Consider the following 24,467-nt stretch of genomic DNA (forward strand, 5'->3'; position numbering starts at 1 on the left):
GTTATTCTTACTGTAACATCATGCCAAGGGAAACACCAAAAGTATGCTTCCTGAAAAATGCCAAGAAGCTATTCTGAGAATGGTCGTTCAGAGAAATGATATTGATGTAAGCGTTGTAATCATTAGGGGAGTAAGCGATAATAAAAGAAAGCCAAAGGAGGCGAAGATATGGAAGCATTCGAAAAAGCACGAAAATTTATTTACAAAAACGCGCGCCCTTTAGACCTTGCTCGTTGGCAGTACCATTTTGAAAATGGATCTCGCGAGGCTGTATTACAGGCGTTACAAGTCTACCAAAATGAAGATGGTGGTTATGGGCATGGTTTGGAACCTGATTATTGGAATCCCAATAGTACACCGATTGCAGTGTGGGAGGCATGTCGAATTTTACGAGAGCTTGAATGCCTTCATTCGTCAAATCCACAAGTCCAAGGGATTCTAAGGTATTTAGCTAGTGGAAAAGAATTTTCTGAAGGGAAATGGCTCAACCAAGTGCCGTCAACGGTATCCTATCCGCATGCGATTTGGTGGGAGAGTCCTGTGGGCGTGCCAGCAGACAACCCAACGGTCAGTCTAGCTGGTACGATCTTAAGAACAGGGGAAACGACCCTCTATCAAAAAGCACAAGAAATCGCCGAAACAGCAGTTGCAAGTTTTCTTAAGGAGCCAACCAGTGAAATGCACACATTAGTCGTCTATCTAGAATTATTACAAGACTGTGAAGAAATCCAGTATCAGCCTGTTTTAGCAAATGAACGCTTTCGCGAGATCTTATTCTGGCAAATTCGCCATGCAGTCTCAAACGAGCCAGAAGAGTGGTTCACATCTTATGTCAGCAAACCTTCAAATTTTTTCTTTACAAGAGAGCAGCTGCTTGGGATTTTTAGTGAAGAAATATGTAAAAAAGAAGCCGAAGAAATTTTAGAACACCAACAAGCAGACGGATCATTTGTCATTCCATGGCAATGGGGAACAGATTACCCAGAGTTTTTCATTAGTAAACAGTGGTGGAAATCAATTGCTATCATTAAAAATTTTTTGTTTTTGCGGGCTTTTCTAGACGAACCTTTTTGAAATCGGTCATCTTTTAATCAGCGATCTCGTTGAAAGAACAAAGGAATTTCCTTCTTATTTGAGATTCATGGAGTTCAGCTTCTAGAAATCCAAATAGTTTGTAAACCAGAGGTACATTCATTGCCAGAATGTACCTTTTTTGCAGCGGAGGCTCTGACCTATTTTCAATTTTGTGGTACACTGAATAAGATGAATAGGAGTGGTAATATGCGGGATTATCAATATCCTCTGGACTTAGATTGGTCGACGGATGAAATGGTCGTCGTCATGAAGATGTGGGAACGGTTAGAACAAGCCTATGAAAAAGGCCTTCCTAGCAGCACGTTTCTTGAGGCGTATCAAGCCTTTAAGAAAGTCGTTCCCAGCATTGGCGAGGAACGCCGTTTAGGTAGAGAATTTGAAGAACTATCAGGCTATTCGTTATACCATGCCGTGCAGGCAGCGAAAAAGACTGAGGGAAAACTAAAAATGAAAGGGTAGATCAACGAATGCATGAAATCGTTAATGAAGTTCGCCAGTGGATGATCGCTGCAGGCGAAAGGATCAAAGGCAATTTAAATAAAGAAGACTTGGTGGTCGAGACAAAATCAGGACGGAAAGACTTAGTGACAGAATTGGATAAAGCCACGCAAGATTTTCTGATTGGTAAGATCCAATCCTATGATCCGGATGCCAAAATTTTAGGTGAAGAAAACGGACTGGACACACTTGCCGACATGAGTGGACGGGTCTTCATCATTGATCCGATCGATGGAACCATGAATTTCGTGTTGGAAAAAGAAAACTTTTGTATCATGATCGCGATCTACGAAGAGGGCAAAGGGCGCTTTGGTTTTGTCTATAATGTCATGAAAGATGAATTCTTATGGGGGGGTCCAGAGATTGGTGTTTATAACAATGGCAAGAAGATCGAACCGCCGAAAGATATTGCCTTATCCGAGGGTCTCGTTGGCTTGAATTCACCCATGTTGATCCATAACCGCCACCACGAAACTGAAGTCAGTGACAAAGCATTAGGCATTCGTATGACTGGATGTGCTGGGGTAGAGTTGATCGCCCTCGCTAAAGGACAAAGAGCAGGCTATCTTTCTCATCTTGCGCCATGGGATTATGCGCCAGGGGGCGTTTTGTTAGAAACCCTTGGATTAAAAATGGCAAACATCAAAGGAGAGCCGCTATCCTTGAATGGACGGGAATTGTTTGTCGGCGGTACACCGAAAGCTTTCGAAGAATTATTGGCGATCGTTAATCAATAAGAAAAAAACCAGATATTTTATTAATATCTGGTTTTTTCTGTAAAAATGAAAACTTTGCACTATATTTCAGAAAGAAATTCTGGTATAATGGCTTGTCGAGTGCAATGTCACCAAAAAAGGAGTTTATAAATTGAATATTAGAAATGATATCCGCAACGTCGCTATTATTGCCCACGTTGACCACGGAAAAACTACATTAGTTGATGAATTATTGAAACAATCCCAAACGTTAGATAGCCATACCCAATTACAAGAACGGGCGATGGATTCAAATGCGATCGAAAAAGAACGTGGCATCACGATCTTAGCGAAAAATACAGCGGTTGAATACAACGGTACAAAAATCAATATCATGGATACCCCAGGACACGCGGACTTTGGTGGTGAAGTAGAGCGGATCATGAAAATGGTCGATGGTGTTGTTTTGGTTGTTGATGCTTATGAAGGAACGATGCCTCAAACACGTTTCGTATTGAAAAAAGCGTTGGAACAACACTTAGTGCCAATCGTAGTTGTCAACAAAATCGACAAACCATCTGCTCGTCCTGAGCATGTTGTCGATGAAGTCTTAGAACTATTTATTGAATTAGGTGCCGACGATGACCAATTGGACTTCCCAGTGATCTACGCTTCTGCGATCAATGGAACTTCAAGTGAATCAGATGATCCTGCTGATCAACAAAAAACGATGGCACCATTGTTTGATACGATCATCGAACATATTCCAGCGCCAATCGACAACAGCGACGAACCATTGCAATTCCAAGTATCATTGCTTGATTACAATGACTACGTTGGACGTATCGGTATTGGCCGTGTCTTCCGCGGATCAATCAAAGTCGGCGACCAAGTTGCATTGATGAAATTAAACGGAGAAGTTAAAAAATTCCGTGTGACGAAACTTTTCGGTTTCTTCGGTTTGAAACGTTTGGAAATCCAAGAAGCCAAAGCCGGTGATTTGATTGCCGTTTCTGGGATGGAAGATATCTTCGTTGGTGAAACTGTTACACCAATCGATCATCAAGATTCATTACCTGTTTTACACATTGATGAACCAACTTTGCAAATGACCTTTATCGTGAACAATTCACCATTTGCGGGTCGCGAAGGAAAATTCGTAACCGCTCGTAAAATTGAAGAACGCTTAATGGCGCAATTGCAAACAGACGTTTCATTGCGTGTGGATCCAATCGGACCTGATTCATGGATCGTTTCTGGACGTGGCGAACTTCATTTGTCAATTTTGATCGAAAATATGCGTCGTGAAGGCTTTGAATTGCAAGTTTCTCGTCCAGAAGTTATCGAACGCGAAATCGATGGCGTGAAATGCGAACCATTTGAACGGGTGCAAATCGATACCCCAGAAGAATACATGGGATCAGTAATCGAATCATTGGGAATGCGTAAAGCAGAAATGCAAGATATGATCAATACAGGGAATGGACAAGTACGGATCATTTTCTTGGCACCAGCTCGTGGCTTAATCGGTTACACGACAGAATTCCTATCAATGACTCGCGGCTACGGCATCATGCACCACACCTTCGATCAATATTTGCCAATGATCCAAGGACAAATTGGTGGCCGTCATCAAGGCGCACTTGTATCGATCGATACAGGAAAAGCAACGACTTACTCGATCATGAGTATTGAAGAACGTGGAACGGTCTTCGTTGAACCAGGTACCGAAGTGTACGAAGGAATGATCATTGGTGAAAACTCTCGTGACAAAGACTTAACGGTCAATATCACGAAAGCAAAACAAATGACCAACGTCCGTTCTGCAAACAAAGACCAAACCTCAGTTATCAAGAAACCTCGTATTCTTTCTTTGGAAGAATCACTGGAATTCTTGAATGATGATGAATACTGTGAAGTAACACCAGAAAGCATTCGTTTAAGAAAACAAATCTTGAACAAGAGCGAACGGGAAAAATCACAGAAAAAGAAAAATAACTGATAACTAAAACAGTGATCAAAAGTTTTAAACACTTCTGATCTGTTCGATTTTCCGAAGGATGGAAAAGGGATTGCTCCTGTGTTGCAGCGGCTCTTCGCCGCAGGACCCAGAAAAAGCAATCATCCGATTTCCCTCCTTCGGTTCTTTTTTGCTCGAAGTCAAGTTGAACCGTTAGAATAAGCACCGCTTGCAATTTCGGCCATTCCTTTTTAAAATGAAGAAAGCAAGCACAAAGGAGAAATCTATGAAAAATTATCCTGTTAAAAAGAATCAGGAACTTGAAGTTGATATTTTGGATCTTTCCCATGAAGGAAATGGGATCGCCAAAGTCGATGGGTACTTATTATTTATTGAAAACACCCTGCCAAATGAACGTGCCTTAGTCAAAGTATTGAAAGTCGGCAACAAATTTGGTTTTGCCAAAGTGATGAAACTGTTGCAAGCAAGTCCTGATCGGCAAGAATTACCGAATGAAGCATTGTTGCGCACCGGGATCGCCCCATTGAGTCATTTGAGCTATGACAAACAATTAGCCTTCAAACAGCAGCAAGTAGAGAATGTTTTGGCTAAAATCGCCAAATTGCCTGAAATCACAGTCAATGCGCCAATCGGAATGGAAAAACCATTTGGTTACCGCAACAAAGCGCAAATCCCTGTGCAAAAAATCCATGGGGAATTAACGACTGGATTTTACCGCAAAAACAGCCATACTCTGGTACCGATCGAAGACTTTTATATTCAAGATCCAAACATCGATCAAGCAATCATCAAAGTCAGAGATATTTTGCAGCGGTTCAATGTCAAAGCCTACAATGAAGAAGCCCATGAAGGGTTCTTACGCCACATTGTCGTTCGTCGTGGGCATCACTCAGGTGAAATGATGGTCGTATTAGTGACACGTAAACCGAAATTCTTCAAAGGAGAAGAAATCGCGGAAGTGATCCACGAAGAGATTCCAGAAGTTGTTTCTGTCATTCAAAACATCAATGAAGAAAAAACCAATGTGATCATGGGGGAATTCGAGCGTGTGTTGTATGGCAAGTCATCGATCGATGATCAATTATTAGGTAAAACCTTCCAAATCTCAGCGAAATCTTTCTACCAAGTCAACACAGCGCAAACAGAAGTCTTGTATCAAACCGCCTTCGAGATGGCGCAACTGTCTGAAAATGATGTCGTTGTGGATGCTTATGCAGGAATCGGAACGATCGGGATTAGTTTGGCTGATCGCGTGAAAGAAGTGTTAGGGATGGAAGTCATTCCTGAAGCAGTGAACGATGCCAAAGCCAATGCCAAAAGAAATGGTGTCGAAAACGTGCATTACTTTATCGGTAAAGCCGAAAAAATCATGCCGCAATGGCTACGCGAAGGCATTCAACCGACAGTCGTCTTCGTTGATCCACCTCGCAAAGGTTTAGATGCTAGCTTTATCGAAACGACTGCTGCGGTTAAACCAGAGCGCATCGTCTACATTTCCTGCAATCCAGCAACCTTGTCTCGTGACCTCGCGTTATTTGCGGAAGAAGGGTATGTGACAAAAGAAGTCCAACCTGTTGATTTGTTCCCACAAACGACCCATGTGGAGTGTGTCGTGTTGTTAGAACGTCGTTAAGAAACAACAAGTTTTTTTCAGCAATTTTGATCTTGAATTCTTTTTATGGTAATTGTCATAAAATCTTACGATAGCAAAGTTATTAGAGAAAGCAAGTCAATTGAGAAATAAGCAACTAAAACCCATCTGTCTATCTAATTATGTCGATTGTGACGTTTAGAATGGATGAAATATAAAACCAGAAACTGGAACTGAAAGATACTCTTTCTGTACCAGTTTTTTTGTTCTTTCTCACTATTGATGAGCGGGGAAAAAATCAATGCAAAAAGCAGTGAAGCTTCAAATATGCAGACATCCCAATCCTTTAACAAAATGGTTTATCGGCAATTTATAGTTAATGTGTATAAAAATATGGCGTGTGGTGATTAGAAAGTATTATAATAAACGTAGTGAATAGAAAATTTTTGTTAGGAGGGATTACACATGGCAACGATTCGTGCATTTTCACACAAAGAGATTACACCGCAGAATACGCATTTGTCGAGTTTTAAAGTGTTGATAGAGTCAGCTTTTTATGGGAACAATGTCACTTGGATTCATGATCTAGCCACGGCCTATCGCTTAGCAAAAGAATCTTCTGGCGCTATTCTTACGGATATGCCGGTCACACACACCAAGGAGTTAGGACTACCGGAGGATGCTAAAGTCATCGTGTTTAATGACGGAAAAGTTGTTGGACGGACAGCGGCAGCTCGACGCATCATCGGACATCCCGGGATTGATCGAAAATTGTATGAAGGGATTTTAAGAGATGCTTTATTTCAAGGGACACGTAAAAAATTCTATGGCGGTGAAGTTGTTGTAGGGTTAGACGAAGCGTTTATGGTCAAAGCACACCTGTTGCTACCAGAGTACTATGAAACCAATTTTTATTCTTATTTGTTGAATTTTCAAATGCTGACGAAATCATGGCAGGAAAGGTATCAACATTCCAAGAACTATCCAGAGACAGATATTTTCTTGTACGCTGATCCGGACTGGACACATCCTGATTTTCCTTATGGGCTGTCTCTCTTTGATCCTGAACACAATGTTGCGGCAGTCTTAGGCTTAAACTATTTTGGTGAATTGAAAAAAGCGACATTAACTTTGGCTTGGGCTACCGCGCATCGCAATGGCTTTGTGGCGTGTCATGGAGGAATGAAGCAATATCAGCTACCGAATCGAACATTTACGATAGCTGCTTTTGGTCTTTCAGGATCAGGAAAATCGACCATTACATTGGCAGAACATGATGGCAAATATGATATCAAGGTTCTGCATGACGATGCGTTTGTGATCAATCAAACAAATGGTGCGTCCACTGCTCTGGAGCCTTCTTATTTTGATAAAACGCAAGACTATCCATTAACCAACCCAAATGTCCGCTACTTTATCACCTGTCAAAATGTTGGGGTTACTTTAGACGAGGAAGGAAAAAAGGTCATCGTCACCCAAGATATTCGTAACGGGAATGGTCGAACCGTCAAATCACGGTATGTCACACCTAACCGGGTGGATCATTTAGATTCGCCGATCGATGCAGTATTTTGGATCATGAAAGATGACACGCTACCTCCTGTAGTAAAAATTGACGATCCGATTTTAGCCGCTGTTTTTGGTTTGACCTTAGCTACGAAGCGCACGACAGCTGAACATGTTGTCGAGACCACGGATATAGATAAACTGGTCATCGAGCCTTATGCCGATCCATTTAGAGTCTATCCTTTAAAAGAAGATTTTGCCCATTTCATGAACTTATTCAAAGAAAACCAAACGGCTTGTTATATTCTAAATACAGGCTTTTACAAAGACAAGAAGGTCACACCTGAAGTCACGCTGACATCGATTGAAAAAATTGTGGAAGGCGAGGCCAATTTTAAGAGGTTTGGTGAAATCACAGAAATGAGTTACCTGCCAGTAACAGGGTTCGAAGTCGATTTTCAAGATGCCTCCTATGTTGCTCATTTAAGAGAGCGGATGCAAGGACGGCTGGACTTTATTTTGGCTCAAGAAACAGAAAATGATGGCTATAATAAGTTGCCTAAAGAGGTAGCAAAGGCAATGGGAAATGTGATTTCTACATTAAATGAGCTTCCTGGCTAATCCCATTGAATCAAACTTCCGCAAGCGGCTTTTCTTCCTGAAACACTTATTTTGTTAGCCAGAAAGGAGCGATTATGAACATTCAGTTTCACCATATCCAAATCACAGTCAATGATGTAAAAAAAGCAGAAGGTTTTTATGATCAATTATTTGCACTATTAGGTTTCGACCTTCAGAAGAAATATTCTGGGTATTTAGAACATGCCGATATGGAAGTAGTAGAATATATAGGGGATTCATTTGATTTCGGTATTTGTTCCCCACGAAAAGAATGGAAGAAGGAGAAAATCGATTCAAGAAAACCTGGCTCGGTTCAGCACATGGCGTTTAAGGCGGAAAGCCGCGAAGTAGTAGATGCGATCTTTCCCAAAATAAAAGCCTTAGGGGTAAAGATCCTTCACGATCGACCAATGGAGTACAAAGAGCGCATCGCTCCTAACTACTATGCCTTATTCTTTGAAAGCCCAGAAGGCATTCGTTTTGAACTATTTCATTATGCCTGATTCCTTTAACTAGAAGAGTGTGGCATTAAATTATTGCGTGAGCGCGTTCTTATTAAGGTGATCTTTCATTAAGGGGCTAGCATAATCAGGCGAGTTTAGAGAGAAACTTTTTTAGAACCTGTCATCAGGAAAATCTGAACACTCTTTTTTTAAGTACGTCCATCCTGAAAAACTCGTTGGTTCCTAAAATTTATTTGGACAATTCGAATACAAAAATCTAACTCATGTGTTGAAAAACGTCGATTTTATCATTCTAGAAGCTGTTGCATTGTGGGTCAATAAGGGGTTGTTGCGTTGATTGCAGGGCACTTAAGAAATGGAGGAGGAACAATATGGATCAGACGGTTCAGCAAGATATCGAAGCGATCATTTCCCGTCAATATGATCATGGCGCCGATTTATGGTCGACGCCAGACCATAAATTACTGAAAGGAGCACCCTTTACAACCTTAGAGTGTCCTCATTATTTGCTTGAACTTGGTATGTCGCCTGAGAAGAACTTATTAAAAGAGACCGCTGCATTGATCTTTCAAGGATGGAGAGAAGATGGCAGATTTAAAATTTCGCCATCAGGGGGGATTTATCCCTGTCATACAGCGCTGGCTTTGCGAACGCTGTGTGCTCTTGGTTACGCAAGGGACCCGCGGCTACAACAGACCTTTCACTATTTTCTTGCTACTCAGGAAACAGATGGCGGCTGGAAGTGCAATAAATACAGTTTTGGTCGCGGCCCGGAGACCCGCTATTCAACCCCGATGACGACGTTAACGGTCCTTGATGCCTTTCGATATACTCATGATCGTGAACAGATGGAAACACTTAATCAAGCAATCGAATGCTTGCTTGCTCATTGGGAGATTCGTCAGCCAATCAGTCCCTGTCATTACGGAATGGGCACATTGTTTATGCAGACAGAATACCCCTTTAGAGGGTACAATCTTTTTTATTATCTGTATGTCTTGTCTTTTTATCCTTCTGCCAGAAAAGACGCACGGTTTCTGGAGGCTTTGCAGCAGTTTGAATCGAAAGTTAAAAATGGCAATGTTATTGTAGAACGGGTTGTACCAAAACTGGGGAAACTGAATTTTTGTAAAAAAGGACAAATTAGTTCCTTCGCCACCCGACGGTACCAAGAAATCCTAGCTCACTTGGCAGAAGATTAAGGAAAAAACAGTCCTTTGGAATGTTCCTCCATCTAGACGATTCTTTTTCTTTTCTGGTACACTGTCTCTAAAGAACCGACCGAATAATCAACAGAGGGGAGAAAGACATGCAAAAAATCTATCTGGTTGAAGATGATGCGACGATCGTCTCTGTTTTAGCCGATTATTTGCAGCAGTGGGGATACGAATGCCATTCGGCCAAGAATTTTGCTGAACTCTTGCAAGAGTTTCACGACATCAAACCTGATCTCGTTCTTTTAGATATCTCCTTGCCTTATTACAATGGGTATCATTGGTGCCAAGAAATTCGCAAGGAGTCAGAAGTACCGATCATTTTTCTTTCGTCGATGGATCAGCAGATGAATCAAATCATGGCGATGAACATGGGGGCGGATGATTATTTAACAAAACCCTTTGATTTAGCCTTCGTTTTGGCAAAAATCCAAGCGTTGCTACGGCGCAGCTATCAGTATAGCCACCAACAAGCGCTGACCTTTGACATAGGGCAAGTAACCTTTTATCCAACAGAAAATGTATTAAAAAATCAGGGGGAACAGTTGCCGCTTTCTCCAAATGAAGCTCGGATTCTTTCCTTGCTTTTGCAGCATCGAGGGAAGATCGTAGCCAAAGAGACCATCATTGAAATGCTCTGGAATAGTGAAGAGTTCATCGATAACAATACATTAGCAGTCAATATGACTCGTTTGCGAAAAAAATTGAGCCAGATCGAACTATCCGATTTGATCCAAACGGTAAAGAATAAAGGCTATTTGATAGAAAAGGAACACGCCTATGACTAATGTGAAAGAATATTTCGTGTTGTATGGAAAGTTTTATCTCGTTTACCTGCTATTTAGTGCGGGTCTACTAGGGTTATTCTTTCTTCACAGCCTTCCATTAGAACCCTTCATTGACTATGCGGTTTTTTCAGGGGTGATTTTAGGAGGTCTTTCCCTTTTTCATTATTTTCGTTACGCACAAAAAAGAAAGCAGCTACAGCATTTATTAAGAAAAGAACGTATGACGGAAGCGGCGTTGGCGTTCTTGCCGACCACTCGAAATCGGCTAGAAGACGAGTATCAAACGCTTCTTAGGCAGATGGCAAAAGAAAAAACTCTGTCTGAATACAAAGCGACCGTGAAAAATGAAGAAATTTATGAAGATTTCGGCTTGTGGCTTCATCAAATCAAAACGCCTCTAGCGGCGTTGGATCTTTTGGTTCAAAGCGATACCCTGTCACCGACGGAGGTCAAAGCGGAATTATTTAAGGTGAACGATTACTTGCAAATGATGTTGAATTATTTGCGACAAAATTTAGCGAATGATGATTTTGTCTTTGAGTCGATTGCTTTAGAGCCCCTTGTTCGTCAAACAATCAAAAAGTATGCCTTGTTTTTCTCGAAAAAGAATCTGCAACTGGATATGGCAGTGGATTTGACGGTGACATCTGATCGAAAGTGGCTCATTTTTATTTTTGAACAGGTTCTTTTCAACAGCTTGAAGTATACTGAAACCGGTGGCATTAATGTTTTCACTAAAGACAATGCCTTAGTGATTCAAGATAGCGGCATTGGTATTCGTAAGGAAGACTTGCCAAGGGTGTTTGAGAAAGGATATACGGGACAAAATGGTCGCTTTCAGCAACGAGCGAGCGGGCTAGGCTTATATATGAGTCAACAAGCGGCTGAAAAAATCGGCTGCCGTTTAGCGATTGATTCTGAAGTGGGACAGGGAACCATCGTCACACTTCATTTTCCCACCACAAATAACCGATAGCCGCAAACTTTCAACACTGTAAGTTTGCGGTTTTTATTGTAAGTCGCTTTTTTCTGCCAGTCAGCTTATTCTAAAAAGGAAGGAGGGAACAAGATGACACTTTTAAACATTCAACAAGTAAAAAAAATCTATCAAAGCCAGCTGAATGGGCAACCCGTCGAAGCGTTGAAGAATATCACCTTTAAGGTAGAAGAAGGGGAATATGTAGCCATCATGGGGGAATCAGGTTCGGGGAAGAGTACGCTACTGAACTTGATGGCGACGTTAGACCAACCGACAGCGGGTGAGATGCAGCTGAATGGCATCGATTTGACCACCATCAAAGAAAAAGATGCAGCAAGTTTTCGACGGGATCACTTAGGCTTTGTCTTTCAAGACTTTAATTTATTGGACACTTTTACGGTAAAGGACAATATTTTATTGCCATTAGTTTTATCGAAAGTTTGCGTCAAACAAATGGAATTGCAGCTTCAGCCTATTGTACAAACTTTAGGGATCGCCGATTTATTGCAGCATTACCCGTATGAATTGTCTGGCGGACAAAAGCAACGTGTTGCCGTCGCACGAGCGATCATCACAAAACCAGAACTGCTATTAGCAGATGAGCCAACCGGAGCGCTGGATTCGAAAACCTCTGATCAACTACTGACATTATTTCAGCAGATCAATCAAAACGGACAGACGATCGTGATGGTCACCCACAGTTCGATCGCAGCCAGTCGCGCACAACGCGTCTTGTTTATCAAAGACGGGTATGTATTTCACCAGTTGTATCGAGGAGAACGGAGTGATACCGCTTTTCTAGAAGCAATCGCCGAAACAATGACTGCTGTTTTTGCGAAGGAGGAGTAACGAATGTTCTTTCAAAAAATCGCCTTCTCCAATTTACGTAAAAATGCCAAAGCCTACACACCCTTTTTAGTATCCATGAGTTTCTTGGTAGCTGTTTTGATGATGACGCAAATCATCGTGAACAATCCGGGGATGAAGGAACTTCCTAGTAGTCAAAGCGCCATTTTCATGTTTCATTTAGGAAATATCATCCTGATGATCTTTGCGGCGATCTTTTCCTTTTACACCAATAACTTTTTGATCAAGCAGCGAAAAAAAGAATTTGGGCTCTACAATGTTTTGGGACTAGGAAAACGCGAGATAGCCTTCGTGGTCTTTTGGGAACTCTTTTACAGTTTTCTTATTAGTCTTGCGGCCGGACTGATCAGTGGCTTATTGTTTGCACGATTAGGATTTTTGATCCTGAAGAAAATCTTAGCCGTAGGCGAATTCTTTGTTTTTAAACTTTCATTTGAGAGCATTGGATTTGTGATCCTCTATTTTATGTGCGTGTTTGGTTGTCTATTTTTAATTGACCTGTTGCAAGTACGCAAAACCAACCCACTTCAACTGCTACAGGGAAGCAAGCGTAATGAAAAAGAGCCTCGTGCGAAAGGCATTTTAGCACTATTAGGTGTCCTTTGTTTAGTAGCCGGCTATACGATCTCTGTGACGATCAAGTCTCCCATCAGTGCCTTAGGCCTGTTCTTTGTCGCAGTGATCCTCGTGATTTTAGCCACCTATCTGTTGTTTATTTCTGGCAGTATCAAAGCGTTGCAGTTTTTAAGAAAACGAACGACCTATTATTATCAAACGACCCATTTTATCAATGTCTCTACCATGCTGTATCGGATGAAACAAAATGCGGCTGGTTTAGCAAGTATTTGTATTTTATCAACGATGGTGTTAGTGACAGTTGCTACGACCGCCAGTCTTTATTTTGGACAAAAGAATGTGATCGAAACCCGTTTTCCTTACGATGTTCAAATTGAGTCAGCGGCTGATTCCCAGCAAATCAACACAGTGATTGATGGACTTGAAGAGAAGCTAACGATCAAAGAGCGCCAGCAAGTCACTACAACAAGACCGTTGCTTTTTACCTTTGAGGAACCAAATTTTGTTCCCTCAACCACTTTTGAAGAAAATAGCGGTAGTTTAGATAAAGCCGTGTATCTTATTTTTCTTACCAGTTCTGAATACCATGAAATCACCGGGAAAACAGGACCCGCTGACGATGAACTATTCGTTTTTCCCGCAACTTGGACCCAACAAGCATTACCAGAAAAGACGACGATCGATGATCGTCAATTTCGCTTGCGGGAATTGAAAGAACTGCCAACATTCACGAAAACAGAAAACCCGGTTCAGCATCTTGTTCTCGTGGTGGATGATCAATGGCTTGCCGAAAAGCTAAGCTCTTGGTATCAAAATAATGATTTTCAACTTTACCAGCAACCAGTGACAACAACAGTCTTTAATTTTCAAACAGCAGAAGCAAGCGATCGCGAAGCGATCGCAAAAGAGATTCGCAGCGAACTTCTGGCAGCAGATGCTCATGCGAGTGTTCAGTCAAAAGATCTTTTTGAAGGTGAGACCAAAACCTTTACCGGCGGCTTCTTCTTCTTAGGCTTGATTTTTGGTGTGGTCTTTATTTTAGCTGCCGCATTGATCATTTATTATAAACAAGTTTCCGAAGGGATGGAGGACAAAGAACGCTTCGAGATCTTGCAAAAAGTTGGGTTAAGCCATAAGGAAGTCAAACAAGTGATCCAGCAGCAAGTCTTGATGATTTTCTCATTTCCATTGGCGGCAGCGATCATCCATCTCGCATTTGCTTTGCCGATGATTCGGAAGTTGTTGCTTCTTTTTGGTCTGACAGATCGCAACTTATTGATCACGGTATCGATTATCTCTGTTCTGCTGTTTACAATGATCTATTTAATGGTGTATTTCATCACTGCAAGAGTCTACTACCGACTTGTGGAGCGAAAACAATAGCCGTTAAAAAAAGTTAGTCGAACGAGTCGTCACCTACAGGACCTACAGTAAAATAGAATGTGAGAACGCCTCATCCATGAAGCGACTTCTAGAAGTTAGAATTTTTGATCTAACTTTTTGGAATCACTATATGATTGAGGTGTTTTTTTTTTAGCTACTCCTATTAGCCCACTTTTTTAGAGTTGAAAAAAAGGCTTAGGTGACCTATAGTGAAAAGGAGTAAAGCACAGGTATAGATTGCCGCGAGGCTGATAGTCATTTCCAAATAAAAGAGATCATGTGATCCAAAAAGGAGAAAGTCCTATGAAAGAGCAGCCGATAACCATTGAATTTCCCTTAAGAGGTGAGTGGCTTGCGCCGACTACACCAGCCAAGAAGATTCCTAGTCATGGCACCGATCGAATGGGGTTACGTTATGCGTTTGATTTTTTACAAGTCGATTTTGAGGGGAAAACAAAAGCTTTTCACGACCGAAGCTTTCTGCGCTATTTCTTCTTAGGAGTTCCCCTTGAGAACTGTTATTGTTGGGGCAAAGAAATCTATGCGCCCTGTGATGGTGAAGTGATTGTTGTAAGAGAGGGCTATCGGGAACGCAAAGTCGTTCATTGGGTTGTCGATTTTTCGATTGCTTTAAAAAATGGCTTGTTTTTTAATGAACAAAAAGATGAGTATCAACAAATAGCTGGCAACTACATTGTGATAAAAGCTTCTGAGGGCGTATATATGGCATTCGTACATTTGCAAAAAGGATCCATCAAAGTTTCCGTAGGACAAAAAATCACCAAAGGGATGGTGATTGGCAATGTCGGGCATTCCGGCAATTCGACTTCACCTCATTTGCATTTTCAAGTGATGGACAGTAACGATATCGCCTATGCAAAAGGGCTGCCTTGTCGCTTTGAAGAATACGAGGTTTACCGAGCAGGACGATGGATAAAAGTTCGGAATCAGATACCAGATAGTACAGAACGGATACGATTTTTATAGGAGCATTAGGGACTAGCTGTGAGACTTTGATAGGGGGCATCGCCGAAATGCTTAGAAGAAAGAACATTTTAACGTTTCTGAGCTTCTTTAAAAAACTTGCAGCAATCTTAGGTATTCAGAAAATGTATTTCAGGGGGAACAAATGAAGCAATTACCCAATATCATTACTACTTCTCGACTGATTCTAGCACCACTTTTACTATTCCTTCAGCCAATGTCTGGCTGGTTTTGGCTGCTTTATTCCTATTGTTTTTTAAGTGACCTTGTCGATGGGCTACTAGCAAGAAGGATGAACCTCACGAGTGAGGTCGGTGCCTTACTAGACAGTTTCGCAGATGTAAGCTTTTTTCTCGCTGTCTTTCTTTCTTTTCTACCGCAGCTTTTGGAAACCCAAACGATCATGGTTTGGATCTTGGTGATCGCTATCATCCGCTTCGTCAGTTATCTGATTGGCTATGTAAAATTTCAGTCTTTTAGCAGTCTGCATACATGGCTCAACAAAGCAGTCGGATTTCTTTTATGTATTTTTCCATTGCTGCTCATAATATTCCATGAAAGAATTGTTGTCTTGATTTTGGGAGTCATCGGCACTATTTCAGCATTAGAAGAATTGCTGATAACGATCCTCACAAAAAAACTGGATAGAAATCAAAAATCGATATTCGAAAGTTTTATGTAAGGTACCTCTATCATTGAGGGCCTTTTTTGTTTGTTCCTCTGAAGTAGTCTTTTAAAAGTCCTTTCAAAAACAATTTTAAAAATAACATTGAAAACAATTTTTAATGGTACTATGCTTATCTTTGAAGGGAGGCTTCACAAATGAACAGACAAGAACTGCATGCATGTATCAGTAAAAACCAGCCCAATATTTGCCAAATTTCTGCCTACCAAAATGGAAAGGAAGTTTACTCGGATGAATGGCATGAGTATAAGCCAGACGATACTTGCCACCTTATGTCCGCTACGAAAAGTATCGTTTCTCTACTAGTCGGAATAGCGATAGATCAAGGCCTCATCAGGAGTGTCAATGACAAAGTACTCGATTATTTTCCAGACTATTCCGTAAAACGGGGCGAAAAAACGATTCACGATATTACCATCAAACACCTATTAACGATGCGAGCCCCGTATAAATGCAAAGGTGATCCATGGACAAAAGTTTGTTCGAGTGACGACTGGACCAGCGCCTCCCTTGATTTATTGGGAGGAAGAAAAGGAGTGACAAATGAATTCAATTATCAAACCGTTTGTCTGCAGATCCTCACTGGTTTGTTAGCGAAAGCTTCTGGAATGACGACCGTTGATTATGCGAACCATTATTTATTTCGCCCTCTTGGTGTAGCCGAAATAACCAATTATTATGCGAAAACGGCACAAGAACATAAGCACTTTACAATGAGCAAGGCACCAAAAAAACCAGTTTGGTTTTGCGATCCTTTAAATATTGGGGCGGCAGGTTACGGGCTATGCCTTTCAGCAAAAGATTTAGCCAAAATCGGTGAGCTATGCTTGAACCAAGGCATCCATCAAGGGAAACAAGTGATTTCCTCACAATGGCTCACTGAAATGGTCAATCCGCTAGAGACAAACATAGAGAAATTTCAAAACATGAGTTATGGATATTTGTGGTGGATTTTGGATACTGAGAAAAGCACCTATGCCGCCATCGGTAATAGCGGAAATGTCCTTTATATTGATCCCGAATCAGATTGCGTCATTGCTATTACGGCTTATTTTAAGCCAACTGTCTTTGATCGAATCGACTTTATCGAGACAGAGCTAAAACCGTTCCTTTTGCAATAATGAGCGTTAAGAAAAAGCAGTCTACTGTCAAAAGTTGATTGCTTTTTTTGTAGGCGAAAGCTTTATGATCCTTTTAATGACTATGGCAAGTAGGTGACTACGGATAAAGCTTGGCTGCTAGTCTTTTATGAATTTAAAATCTAGCAATTTGATCCCGCGTATAGGAGGCCAAATCAATAATAAACGGAAGATAAATGAGAAATGAATAAAATGACCAAACTATCAACGGCGTAAACTTGGTATACTATAATTGAGAAGAAAATCACAAGTGAAAGGAGCGGTCGGAGTGTTTTCAGAAATCAGTATTTATCAAGTAAAACCAAGTGAAGTCGATACCTTTGAAGCAATCATGCAGGAAGCAACAGAGGCAATGAAGGCCATGGAGGGGGCTTTGTTCTTTCGATTAATGAGACGAACCCATTACATTAAAGAAATGAGCACCATCAAGGAAGGACGCCTGCCTGATCCATTGACAAGAGTCATAAAATGTGTGAAATATGCCCACTATTGGGAGTTTGATACCGAAGAAAACTATGGCAAAGCCCAAAAAAGGCTGTATGAAAGCTATTGGAAAGCAATCGAGAAATGTTTGATCGTTCCCCACGACAAGCTTTTAGGGGAAGTGATTGAGCGATCGTTTTAGTATCGGATGCTCTTCAGATGAACGGACTTTTTGTTGCAACTGTTTAGAAATTATAGGGAAAAATACAACGGGATGTTAAAAAGTCATTCGAATGTTGAATCGACGACTATTAGTTGTTTAAATGCTCTGTTTCTTGAGGGAATCGGAAAGGAGGAACACACGATGGGACAGGTTGCATTTCATAACTTATACAAATTAATAAAAGGTGCTTCAACAGCAGAATTTGTTCCAGTCGTTGAACAATTCAACCGTGAATACATTTTCAAACAAAGAGGATACCTTTCTTTTGAATGATTAGTAGATTGAGAAACTTGGGCTGACATCACCAAGTTCGAAACGAAAGAAGATGCGGAAACATTTGACCAATGCGGTATCCCAGATGCCTTTGCACAAATGTTTTTATTCATTCATCAATCGAAACAGTTGCAGCTCTCACCTATACACGATTGAAAAAATGTTCCAATAACCATTCAGCATGGAATGGACAACGCTAAAAAACAATTCATATGAAAAGAGGAACTTCTTATGACAAAAACAGCAGAATGGTATCAAGGAAAAGCTGGGCGGGCAGAACATTTGGTCTATTTAAATAAGGAAGCCAAAGAGCTTGAGAAACTGATTCATGGCGACAAAACAATGATCATTCGGGGGGCAGCTGGCAGAAAATCACCCTTAGGAGGAAGAGCCAAAATCAACGATCTTGTTTTTTTTGTGGAGACCGGCGGCGATTTGACCATCACTCATCGGGGCATCATTGCCAATGTGACTGAATCTGAAAAGATGACGAAAGAAGAATCCATAGATTTTGTAGAACGCTATGAAAAAGAGTTGAATCTATCGAAAAAGCAAGTCGATCGTTGGGCAGGGAAAAAGTATCTAGCTGTCTATGAAATCGCTGAATTAGAAGAAATAACGCCATTTCAGTACAATCGTGAAAAAAATATGGACGATTGGGTCATCACTGATGATATCAACAAAATTAAATTGTAACGTAGCAAAAACCTAAAAAAAGCGCAAGGAGTTGAGCGAAAGGATGGAAGGCAAAGAGCAATTGTTTCGAGACAAAAACGTGAAACCAACAGAGCAACTGATTGCGGAATCACTGGGTGAGGGATATGCCATTTATCAACGTTTTGTCGAAACGCTTGAAAACGAGGGCATCTCTCTTATGGATTGGCGCTATTACCAAGATGGAAAAGCGTGGTTGTCCAAAGGTGAATACAAATGGACAACGACTCGTGGGACGAATAAAGTGAAACCAATTTTTTGGCTTTCGATGTGGGAGGGCTTCTTCAAAGTCTCCTTTCACTTTAGCGAGAAAGTCCGAACACAGTTATTGTCTCTACCAATCAGTGATGACACAAAAGAAAGGATTCATAAGGCGCCGACCAATGGCACGAAAATGACGTTTTTTTCTGTGATTTTTGATGTAGCGAGTGACGTTCCTTTGAGTGATATTTACCAAATCGCTGAGTTTCGAAAGCATTCTATTTAAGCAATTTTCTTTCGAAAAAATAAAATTCTTATATTTGTCGTTCTTAAAAGCTAAGGAAATTTGTATATTTTTACCCATAGCTATCGGAATGCGCAATGGCTTTTTAGGAAGTCTCGTAATAAAGAGTCGTGATTTAAAGGAGATAGGCTATTTTTTCATCTATTTCAGTGGATGGAAAAAGACGTCCAAGTTAAAGAACGGGAATGCCTTAACTGATTTTAGCCAATAAATCATCTCATTTAATAAAGAAAAACGAGGTGTTTCATGTGAAAGATGAAACACCTCGTTTTTTGTTTTTCAATACCTATCCTCCGAAAACTGTTCCTTCATCCGCTCCAAGAAAAGTCCAGAAGCTTTTGAAAAAACTTGGGTGTTTTTCCAGATAACGTCAAGGTTTGATTCCAGTGCTGGGCTCAATTTTCTAAAACACAATTGGCTATCTGGGGCGAAGTTGACTAATTTATCTAGAGTCAATCCGTAACCGACACCTTCTTCTACCAGCTTTGATGCATTGTAAACTAGGTTATATGTGGCGACGACCGTCAATTTTTTCAGGTCTTTTTTCAACCATTTAGAAAGTTCACTGCTGACCAAACTTTGTCGCGAAGTAATCAAGGGAACGTCCCAGAGATCTTTTGGGGTAATGACTTCGTTGACAGCTAGAGGACTGTCTTTTCGCATCAACACGCCCCAGGTATCTTTGGCAGGTAAGCGTAAGGAATGGTACTTTTTGACGTCTGCTGGACTGATTACGACACCGAAATCCAACAATCCTTTATCCAATCGTTCTTTGACCTCATCGGCGTTGCCGCTATAAAAGTGAAATTTGATGTTAGGGTATTCAGCTTGGATTTCTTTGATGATTGCTCCTAGCAACTGAATCACATAAGTTTCTCCAGCTCCGATCGATACATTGCCGGCGATCGTATCTCGAGGCGACAAAAATTCTGAGCGGGTCTTTTCTAATAATTCTACGATTTCTTCCGCCCGTTTACGAAACAACAGTCCGTCTTCTGTTAGTGTGATTTTGCGATTGCCTCGGGTGAACAACGTCACGCCTAATTCTTTTTCTAGCTCCATCAATTGTCGGGACAAGGAAGGTTGAGAAAGATGCAGATGTTTTGCGGCAGCCGAAATTGTCTCTTTTTCTGCAACTGCTAAAAAGGTGGTCAGATTTTTTAATTCCATTTAAAATGCTCCTCTTGTTATTCGTATAATGAATAGTTAGGTATTTGATATTGATATTTTACATGTAAAAGACCGCGAAGTACAATAGATTTAATCCGAGAATCACTCTTTTGATCTATGAGTTGCTGGTAACAAACAAAAGATCAAAAGAGAAAAGGAGTTGTATATGTCGCCCTAAGGTACAGGATGATTGACCATGAAAGAAGGCGAATGAAATGAAAAATTGGCAAAAAAAGGCACTTGTATCACTATTGATGCTAGCACCACTTATTTTAGGTGCTTGCAGCAGCAATAACGAGGCGGCAAACGAAGCAACACAAGCCAGTTCAGGAGGAGAAACGATGACAGAAAATGTTTCATTTACAGATGAATGGGACAAAGTTTTCCCAGAAAGTGACACGGTGAATCACCGAAAAGTAACTTTTGAAAATCGGTACGGCATCACTTTAGTTGCTGATCTTTATGAACCAATTGATGCGCAAGGACCACTTCCAGCAATCGCGGTTAGCGGACCCTTTGGGGCAGTCAAAGAACAGACATCTGGTCTATATGCCCAAACGATGGCTGAACGAGGTTTTGTTACGATCGCTTTTGATCCTTCATACACAGGCGAAAGCGGTGGGGAACCACGCTATGTGGCATCACCAGATATCAATACAGAAGACTTTCAGGCAGCAGTCGATTTTTTGTCAGTCCAAGAAAATGTAGATGAAGAAAGAATCGGCTTGATCGGAATTTGCGGTTGGGGCGGGATGGCATTGAATGCCGCAGCCATTGATACCCGTGTGAGAGCGACGGTTTCCGCCACGATGTATGACATGTCGAGAGTCAATGCTCAGGGGTATTTTGATGAGATGGGGGCTGAAGGACGTCATGAATTGCGCCAACAGCTGAACGCCCAGCGGACAGTCGATTTTGCTAACGGTAGCTACGAAAGAGCAGGTGGAGTGCCAGATACACTACCGGAGGATGCACCGGTCTTTATGCAAGATTATTTCGATTACTACAAAACGGAACGCGGCTATCATGAACGTTCGTTAAATTCCAATGACGGTTGGAACGTGACATCATCGCTGTCGTTCTTAAATATGCCGCTCTTGTCGTATATCGATGAGATCCAAAGCGCCGTTTTATTACTCCATGGAGAAGAAGCCCACTCTCTTTACTTCAGTCAAGACGCCTTTGAGCAATTACAAGGCGATAACAAAGAGGTGACGGTCATTCCTAATGCTTCGCACGTTGATCTATATGATCAAACAGACGTAATTCCTTTTGATCAAATGACCCAATTCTTCCAAGAACATTTGAACTAAATAGCCACAACGATCTTCACGACTGTTCGGTCACTCTGCCTCTGCTGAGCAGTCGTGTTTTTTTGAAAATACGCATTCAGTTGCCCGCTTCTACATAGAATCATCACCAGAAAGGAGCGAAGAGATGCTTATAAAATTGATATCCGCTATTTTGCTGTTCTTATTAAGTGCCTGTGGGACAAGCGAAACAGAGAGAACCAATATGCAATCCGCTAACGAAACTTCATCGGAAGCTAGCCAAGAGAATGTCCAGCAGTTTTCAGCAGCAACAGCTGTCGTCATTACGGTTGGTCAACAGGATTTTCTAGCGAAGTTTTATGAAAATGAGGTGTCTGAGCACCTAATGAATCAAATGCCCTTTACGGTGACAATGAGTGATTTGAACAACAACGAGAAATATTATCGTTTTTCTGAGAATTTACCAGAAATGACTACAGAACGGCCGGAGATCATTCACGAAGGAGAAATCATGAGCTGGAATAGTCATACGTTGGTGCTGTTTTATCAGACCTTTACCAATTCTTATGGTGGTTATAATCGTATCGGTGTCATTGAAGATCCGACGGGGTTAAAAGAAGTACTTGGGGCGGAAGACGTAGAGGTTATTTTTTCGTTAAGAAATCCTCGTGAATAACAAATGAATAGGAGAAAAACACATGACGATCGATCAATTAAACAAACTCATGGCAAGTGGCGAACCCTTACTTGCCGGTTCGCAAGCTTCCAAACAAATGGTAGCTCTGAGTGCTAAGGCGAGAAAAATCACGATGAAAATCAATACAGTCTACCATGAGTCTGATGAGTTACAAGAACTTTTTGCCCAATTAACAGGAAAACCAGTTGAGCCGACTTTTTCGCTGTTTCCACCCTTTTATACAGATTATGGTAAGAATATCAGCATTGGCAAAGATGTCTTTATCAATGCGGGTTGTCATTTTCAAGACCAAGGAGGGATCACGATCGGTGATGATACCCTAATTGGGCATAACGTTGTTCTAGCTACCTTGAATCATGGCCTTCACCCTGAAGATCGTAGCACGCTTTATCCAGCCCCCATTACGATTGGGAAGAATGTCTGGATTGGCTCAAATGCAACGATCGTTGCCGGTGTGACCATCGGTGACCATGCGATCATTGCTGCTGGGTCGGTGGTGACCAAAGATGTCGCTGAGCGCACGATCGTGGCTGGTGTACCTGCAAAATATGTCAAAGAGGTTACTGAGTAAGCATAATAGCAATGAGTAAGAAAAAAACTGCTGTTCGCCTTGTCGCTTGTAAAGCGATGAAGACTAACAGCAGTTTTCTTATTCTTGAGGCGGCTCGCTCGTAGTGGAACCGGCGAAGTTTTCAATCAACGATTTCACATCAAGACCGAGGGTTTCTTTCAACGTTTCTTGTGTGGTCGATAAGAGATTGGTGGCGTAATTGGTGACACGATTGGCACCGCCACCTTCACCTGATCCTGTATCAACGACTGAAATTTTATCGATATTGCCTAATGGTGCGGCTGCTTCTTTGACTAATTGTGGCAGGATCTCGACGATCATGCTCAGAATGGCTGCTTCATCGTATTTCTTGAAGGCTTCAGCGACTTTTTCTTTCGTTTCGGCTTCTGCCGTTCCTTTCGCCAAAGTGGTTTCGGCTTCTGCCAAACCGATCAAACGAATCTTATCGGCTTCGGCTTTTGCCAAGGACTCTGTTCGAAATTGCTCGGCTTCAGTGGTAGCTAAGGCAGATGCTTTTTTGGCTAGCGCTTCTTGTTCAAGCGCATAACGATCCGCATCGGCTTTTTTCTTGATCTCTGAATCAAATTGCTTCTCACGACGCAAGATTTCTTTTTCTTCCAATTCGATTTGTTTTTGTCGTTCAACGACTTCGACTTCAATCTCTTGTTCTCGGACTTTTTGTTTCATGATGGCACTTTGTAGATGATAGGCTTGATCGGCATCGGCTTTGGCGATGTCTTGTTCTTTCTTATAAAGCGCCAGCTTCAATTCTTTTTCCTTCAATGCTTCAGCGATTTCGGTCATGCGTTTTGATTCCGCTGTTTGCGATTCTTGTTCCGATTGGGCTTTTTTGATGCGGGTTTCTTTCAGTGCTTCAGCTTCCGCAATTTCAGCATCCCGTTTGACTTGGGCGATTCTAGGCTTTCCAAGAGAATCCAAATAGCCGTTTTTGTCTCGTACTTCTTTGATCGTAAAGGAGACAATGATCAAGCCCATTTTCGCTAGATCGACAGAGGCTACTTCTTGCACACTTTGGCTGAATTTGTCGCGATTTTGATAAATTTCTTCCACAGTCATCGAACCAAGGATCGAACGCAAATGGCCTTCTAACACTTCCCGCGCTTCATTTTCTAATTCTTCACGGGTTTTTCCTAGAAATTGTTCCGCTGCCGTTGCAATTTCTTCCACGGATGAGCCGATCTTAATAATGGAAGTTCCGTCACACATCACGGGAACCCCTTGTTCAGTGTAGACTTCCGGCGTTGAGACATCCAGCTTGCTGGAGAGCAAACTGATTCGATTCGATCGTTGAAACACTGGCAAAACAAAGGCTCCGCCACCACGCACGATTTTGATTTTGTTGTTGCTTTCATCGGCGTGTACATTTTTGCTACCTAGATAGCTTCCGCTGATGATCAATGCTTCATCGGGCTTGGCTGTTTGATATTTCGTGACAAAGACGATCAAAAGCATTAATAAAATGAATGCCACGATGGCGATCGCGAAAACGATTGGTGATAATAGAATATCCATAGATACACCTCTTTAGTGATT

Annotated in this window: 24 protein-coding genes; 22 read left to right on the forward strand and 2 right to left on the reverse strand. The window is 41.5% G+C overall.

All coding sequences use genetic code 11. The features are described 5' to 3' along the window. Positions 1-168 precede the first annotated feature (168 nt). The 19 genes from IGJ74_RS08155 to IGJ74_RS08245 all read left to right on the forward strand — a co-directional run bounded on the left by IGJ74_RS08155 (position 169) and on the right by IGJ74_RS08245 (position 19,186). Positions 169-1,074, forward strand: a complete 906-nt coding sequence (locus tag IGJ74_RS08155; protein ID WP_005236371.1) for a hypothetical protein — start codon at positions 169-171, stop codon at positions 1,072-1,074. A gap of 207 nt (positions 1,075-1,281) precedes the next feature. Continuing rightward, positions 1,282-1,554 carry a UPF0223 family protein gene (locus tag IGJ74_RS08160; protein WP_008381425.1) on the forward strand — a complete coding sequence of 91 codons (273 nt, stop codon included), beginning with the start codon at positions 1,282-1,284 and terminating at the stop codon, positions 1,552-1,554. An 8-nt stretch (positions 1,555-1,562) separates the two neighbouring features. Next, positions 1,563-2,330: an inositol monophosphatase family protein gene (locus tag IGJ74_RS08165; protein WP_005236366.1), complete on the forward strand. Its 768-nt coding sequence runs from the start codon at positions 1,563-1,565 to the stop codon at positions 2,328-2,330. 130 nt (positions 2,331-2,460) lie between these two features. Beyond that, positions 2,461-4,290 (forward strand): translational GTPase TypA, encoded by a 1,830-nt coding sequence (gene typA, locus IGJ74_RS08170; protein ID WP_005236363.1) that lies wholly within the window; start codon positions 2,461-2,463, stop codon positions 4,288-4,290. Positions 4,291-4,534: 244 nt separating this feature from the next. Further along, positions 4,535-5,902: a 23S rRNA (uracil(1939)-C(5))-methyltransferase RlmD gene (gene rlmD, locus IGJ74_RS08175; protein WP_218193120.1), complete on the forward strand. Its 1,368-nt coding sequence runs from the start codon at positions 4,535-4,537 to the stop codon at positions 5,900-5,902. A 423-nt stretch (positions 5,903-6,325) separates the two neighbouring features. Then, positions 6,326-7,987, forward strand: a complete 1,662-nt coding sequence (locus IGJ74_RS08180; protein WP_087664204.1) for a phosphoenolpyruvate carboxykinase (ATP) — start codon at positions 6,326-6,328, stop codon at positions 7,985-7,987. Between the two features lie 74 nt (positions 7,988-8,061). Continuing rightward, positions 8,062-8,490 carry a VOC family protein gene (locus tag IGJ74_RS08185; RefSeq protein WP_008381416.1) on the forward strand — a complete coding sequence of 143 codons (429 nt, stop codon included), beginning with the start codon at positions 8,062-8,064 and terminating at the stop codon, positions 8,488-8,490. A gap of 332 nt (positions 8,491-8,822) precedes the next feature. Further along, complete coding sequence (locus IGJ74_RS08190; RefSeq protein WP_087664203.1) at positions 8,823-9,653, forward strand: prenyltransferase; 831 nt, start codon at positions 8,823-8,825, stop codon at positions 9,651-9,653. A 107-nt stretch (positions 9,654-9,760) separates the two neighbouring features. After that, a complete protein-coding gene (locus IGJ74_RS08195; protein ID WP_086332322.1) occupies positions 9,761-10,453 on the forward strand; it encodes a response regulator transcription factor in 693 nt (230 codons plus the stop codon). Continuing rightward, positions 10,446-11,429: a sensor histidine kinase gene (locus IGJ74_RS08200; RefSeq protein WP_086317327.1), complete on the forward strand. Its 984-nt coding sequence runs from the start codon at positions 10,446-10,448 to the stop codon at positions 11,427-11,429. Before IGJ74_RS08195 ends, IGJ74_RS08200 begins: the two co-directional genes overlap by 8 nt. A gap of 93 nt (positions 11,430-11,522) precedes the next feature. Next, entirely contained in the window at positions 11,523-12,281 is a 759-nt protein-coding gene (locus IGJ74_RS08205; protein WP_086332323.1) for an ABC transporter ATP-binding protein, read from the forward strand. Between the two features lie 3 nt (positions 12,282-12,284). Next, positions 12,285-14,258: an ABC transporter permease gene (locus IGJ74_RS08210; protein ID WP_218193119.1), complete on the forward strand. Its 1,974-nt coding sequence runs from the start codon at positions 12,285-12,287 to the stop codon at positions 14,256-14,258. Between the two features lie 303 nt (positions 14,259-14,561). Next, positions 14,562-15,245 carry a M23 family metallopeptidase gene (locus IGJ74_RS08215; protein WP_034878607.1) on the forward strand — a complete coding sequence of 228 codons (684 nt, stop codon included), beginning with the start codon at positions 14,562-14,564 and terminating at the stop codon, positions 15,243-15,245. Between the two features lie 142 nt (positions 15,246-15,387). Further along, positions 15,388-15,924, forward strand: coding sequence for a CDP-alcohol phosphatidyltransferase family protein (locus tag IGJ74_RS08220; RefSeq protein WP_218193118.1), 537 nt, complete (start codon positions 15,388-15,390; stop codon positions 15,922-15,924). A gap of 140 nt (positions 15,925-16,064) precedes the next feature. Next, complete coding sequence (locus IGJ74_RS08225) at positions 16,065-17,048, forward strand: serine hydrolase domain-containing protein (RefSeq protein ID WP_005236342.1); 984 nt, start codon at positions 16,065-16,067, stop codon at positions 17,046-17,048. Positions 17,049-17,316: 268 nt separating this feature from the next. After that, positions 17,317-17,691 (forward strand): hypothetical protein, encoded by a 375-nt coding sequence (locus IGJ74_RS08230; RefSeq protein ID WP_086299504.1) that lies wholly within the window; start codon positions 17,317-17,319, stop codon positions 17,689-17,691. Positions 17,692-17,853: 162 nt separating this feature from the next. Continuing rightward, a complete protein-coding gene (locus IGJ74_RS08235) occupies positions 17,854-17,985 on the forward strand; it encodes a hypothetical protein (RefSeq protein ID WP_008381400.1) in 132 nt (43 codons plus the stop codon). 231 nt (positions 17,986-18,216) lie between these two features. Continuing rightward, positions 18,217-18,681, forward strand: a complete 465-nt coding sequence (locus tag IGJ74_RS08240; RefSeq protein ID WP_218193117.1) for a hypothetical protein — start codon at positions 18,217-18,219, stop codon at positions 18,679-18,681. A 43-nt stretch (positions 18,682-18,724) separates the two neighbouring features. After that, positions 18,725-19,186, forward strand: a complete 462-nt coding sequence (locus tag IGJ74_RS08245) for a DUF3788 family protein (RefSeq protein ID WP_086299502.1) — start codon at positions 18,725-18,727, stop codon at positions 19,184-19,186. 297 nt (positions 19,187-19,483) lie between these two features. Here IGJ74_RS08245 and IGJ74_RS08250 read toward each other — a convergent pair whose 3' ends face one another. After that, the gene (locus IGJ74_RS08250; RefSeq protein WP_218193116.1) at positions 19,484-20,374 is read right to left on the reverse strand and encodes a LysR family transcriptional regulator; all 891 of its coding nucleotides are present in this window, start codon (positions 20,372-20,374) and stop codon (positions 19,484-19,486) included. A gap of 215 nt (positions 20,375-20,589) precedes the next feature. Here IGJ74_RS08250 and IGJ74_RS08255 point away from each other — a divergent pair, with 215 nt between their 5' ends. The 3 genes from IGJ74_RS08255 (at position 20,590) to IGJ74_RS08265 (ending at position 22,913) form a co-directional block, all read left to right on the forward strand. Then, a complete protein-coding gene (locus IGJ74_RS08255) occupies positions 20,590-21,687 on the forward strand; it encodes an alpha/beta hydrolase (protein WP_430608751.1) in 1,098 nt (365 codons plus the stop codon). Between the two features lie 124 nt (positions 21,688-21,811). Next, a complete protein-coding gene (locus IGJ74_RS08260; RefSeq protein ID WP_008381393.1) occupies positions 21,812-22,321 on the forward strand; it encodes a cyclophilin-like fold protein in 510 nt (169 codons plus the stop codon). A gap of 22 nt (positions 22,322-22,343) precedes the next feature. Continuing rightward, the gene (locus IGJ74_RS08265; RefSeq protein ID WP_005236324.1) at positions 22,344-22,913 is read left to right on the forward strand and encodes a sugar O-acetyltransferase; all 570 of its coding nucleotides are present in this window, start codon (positions 22,344-22,346) and stop codon (positions 22,911-22,913) included. A 78-nt stretch (positions 22,914-22,991) separates the two neighbouring features. Here the strand turns inward: IGJ74_RS08265 and IGJ74_RS08270 are convergent, their stop codons facing one another. Further along, entirely contained in the window at positions 22,992-24,446 is a 1,455-nt protein-coding gene (locus tag IGJ74_RS08270; RefSeq protein WP_086372845.1) for a flotillin family protein, read from the reverse strand. Between the last annotated feature and the right edge of the window lie 21 nt (positions 24,447-24,467).

The organism is Enterococcus sp. AZ009 (assembly GCF_050548785.1).
Taxonomy (GTDB): Bacteria; Bacillota; Bacilli; order Lactobacillales; family Enterococcaceae; genus Enterococcus_D; species Enterococcus_D entomosocium.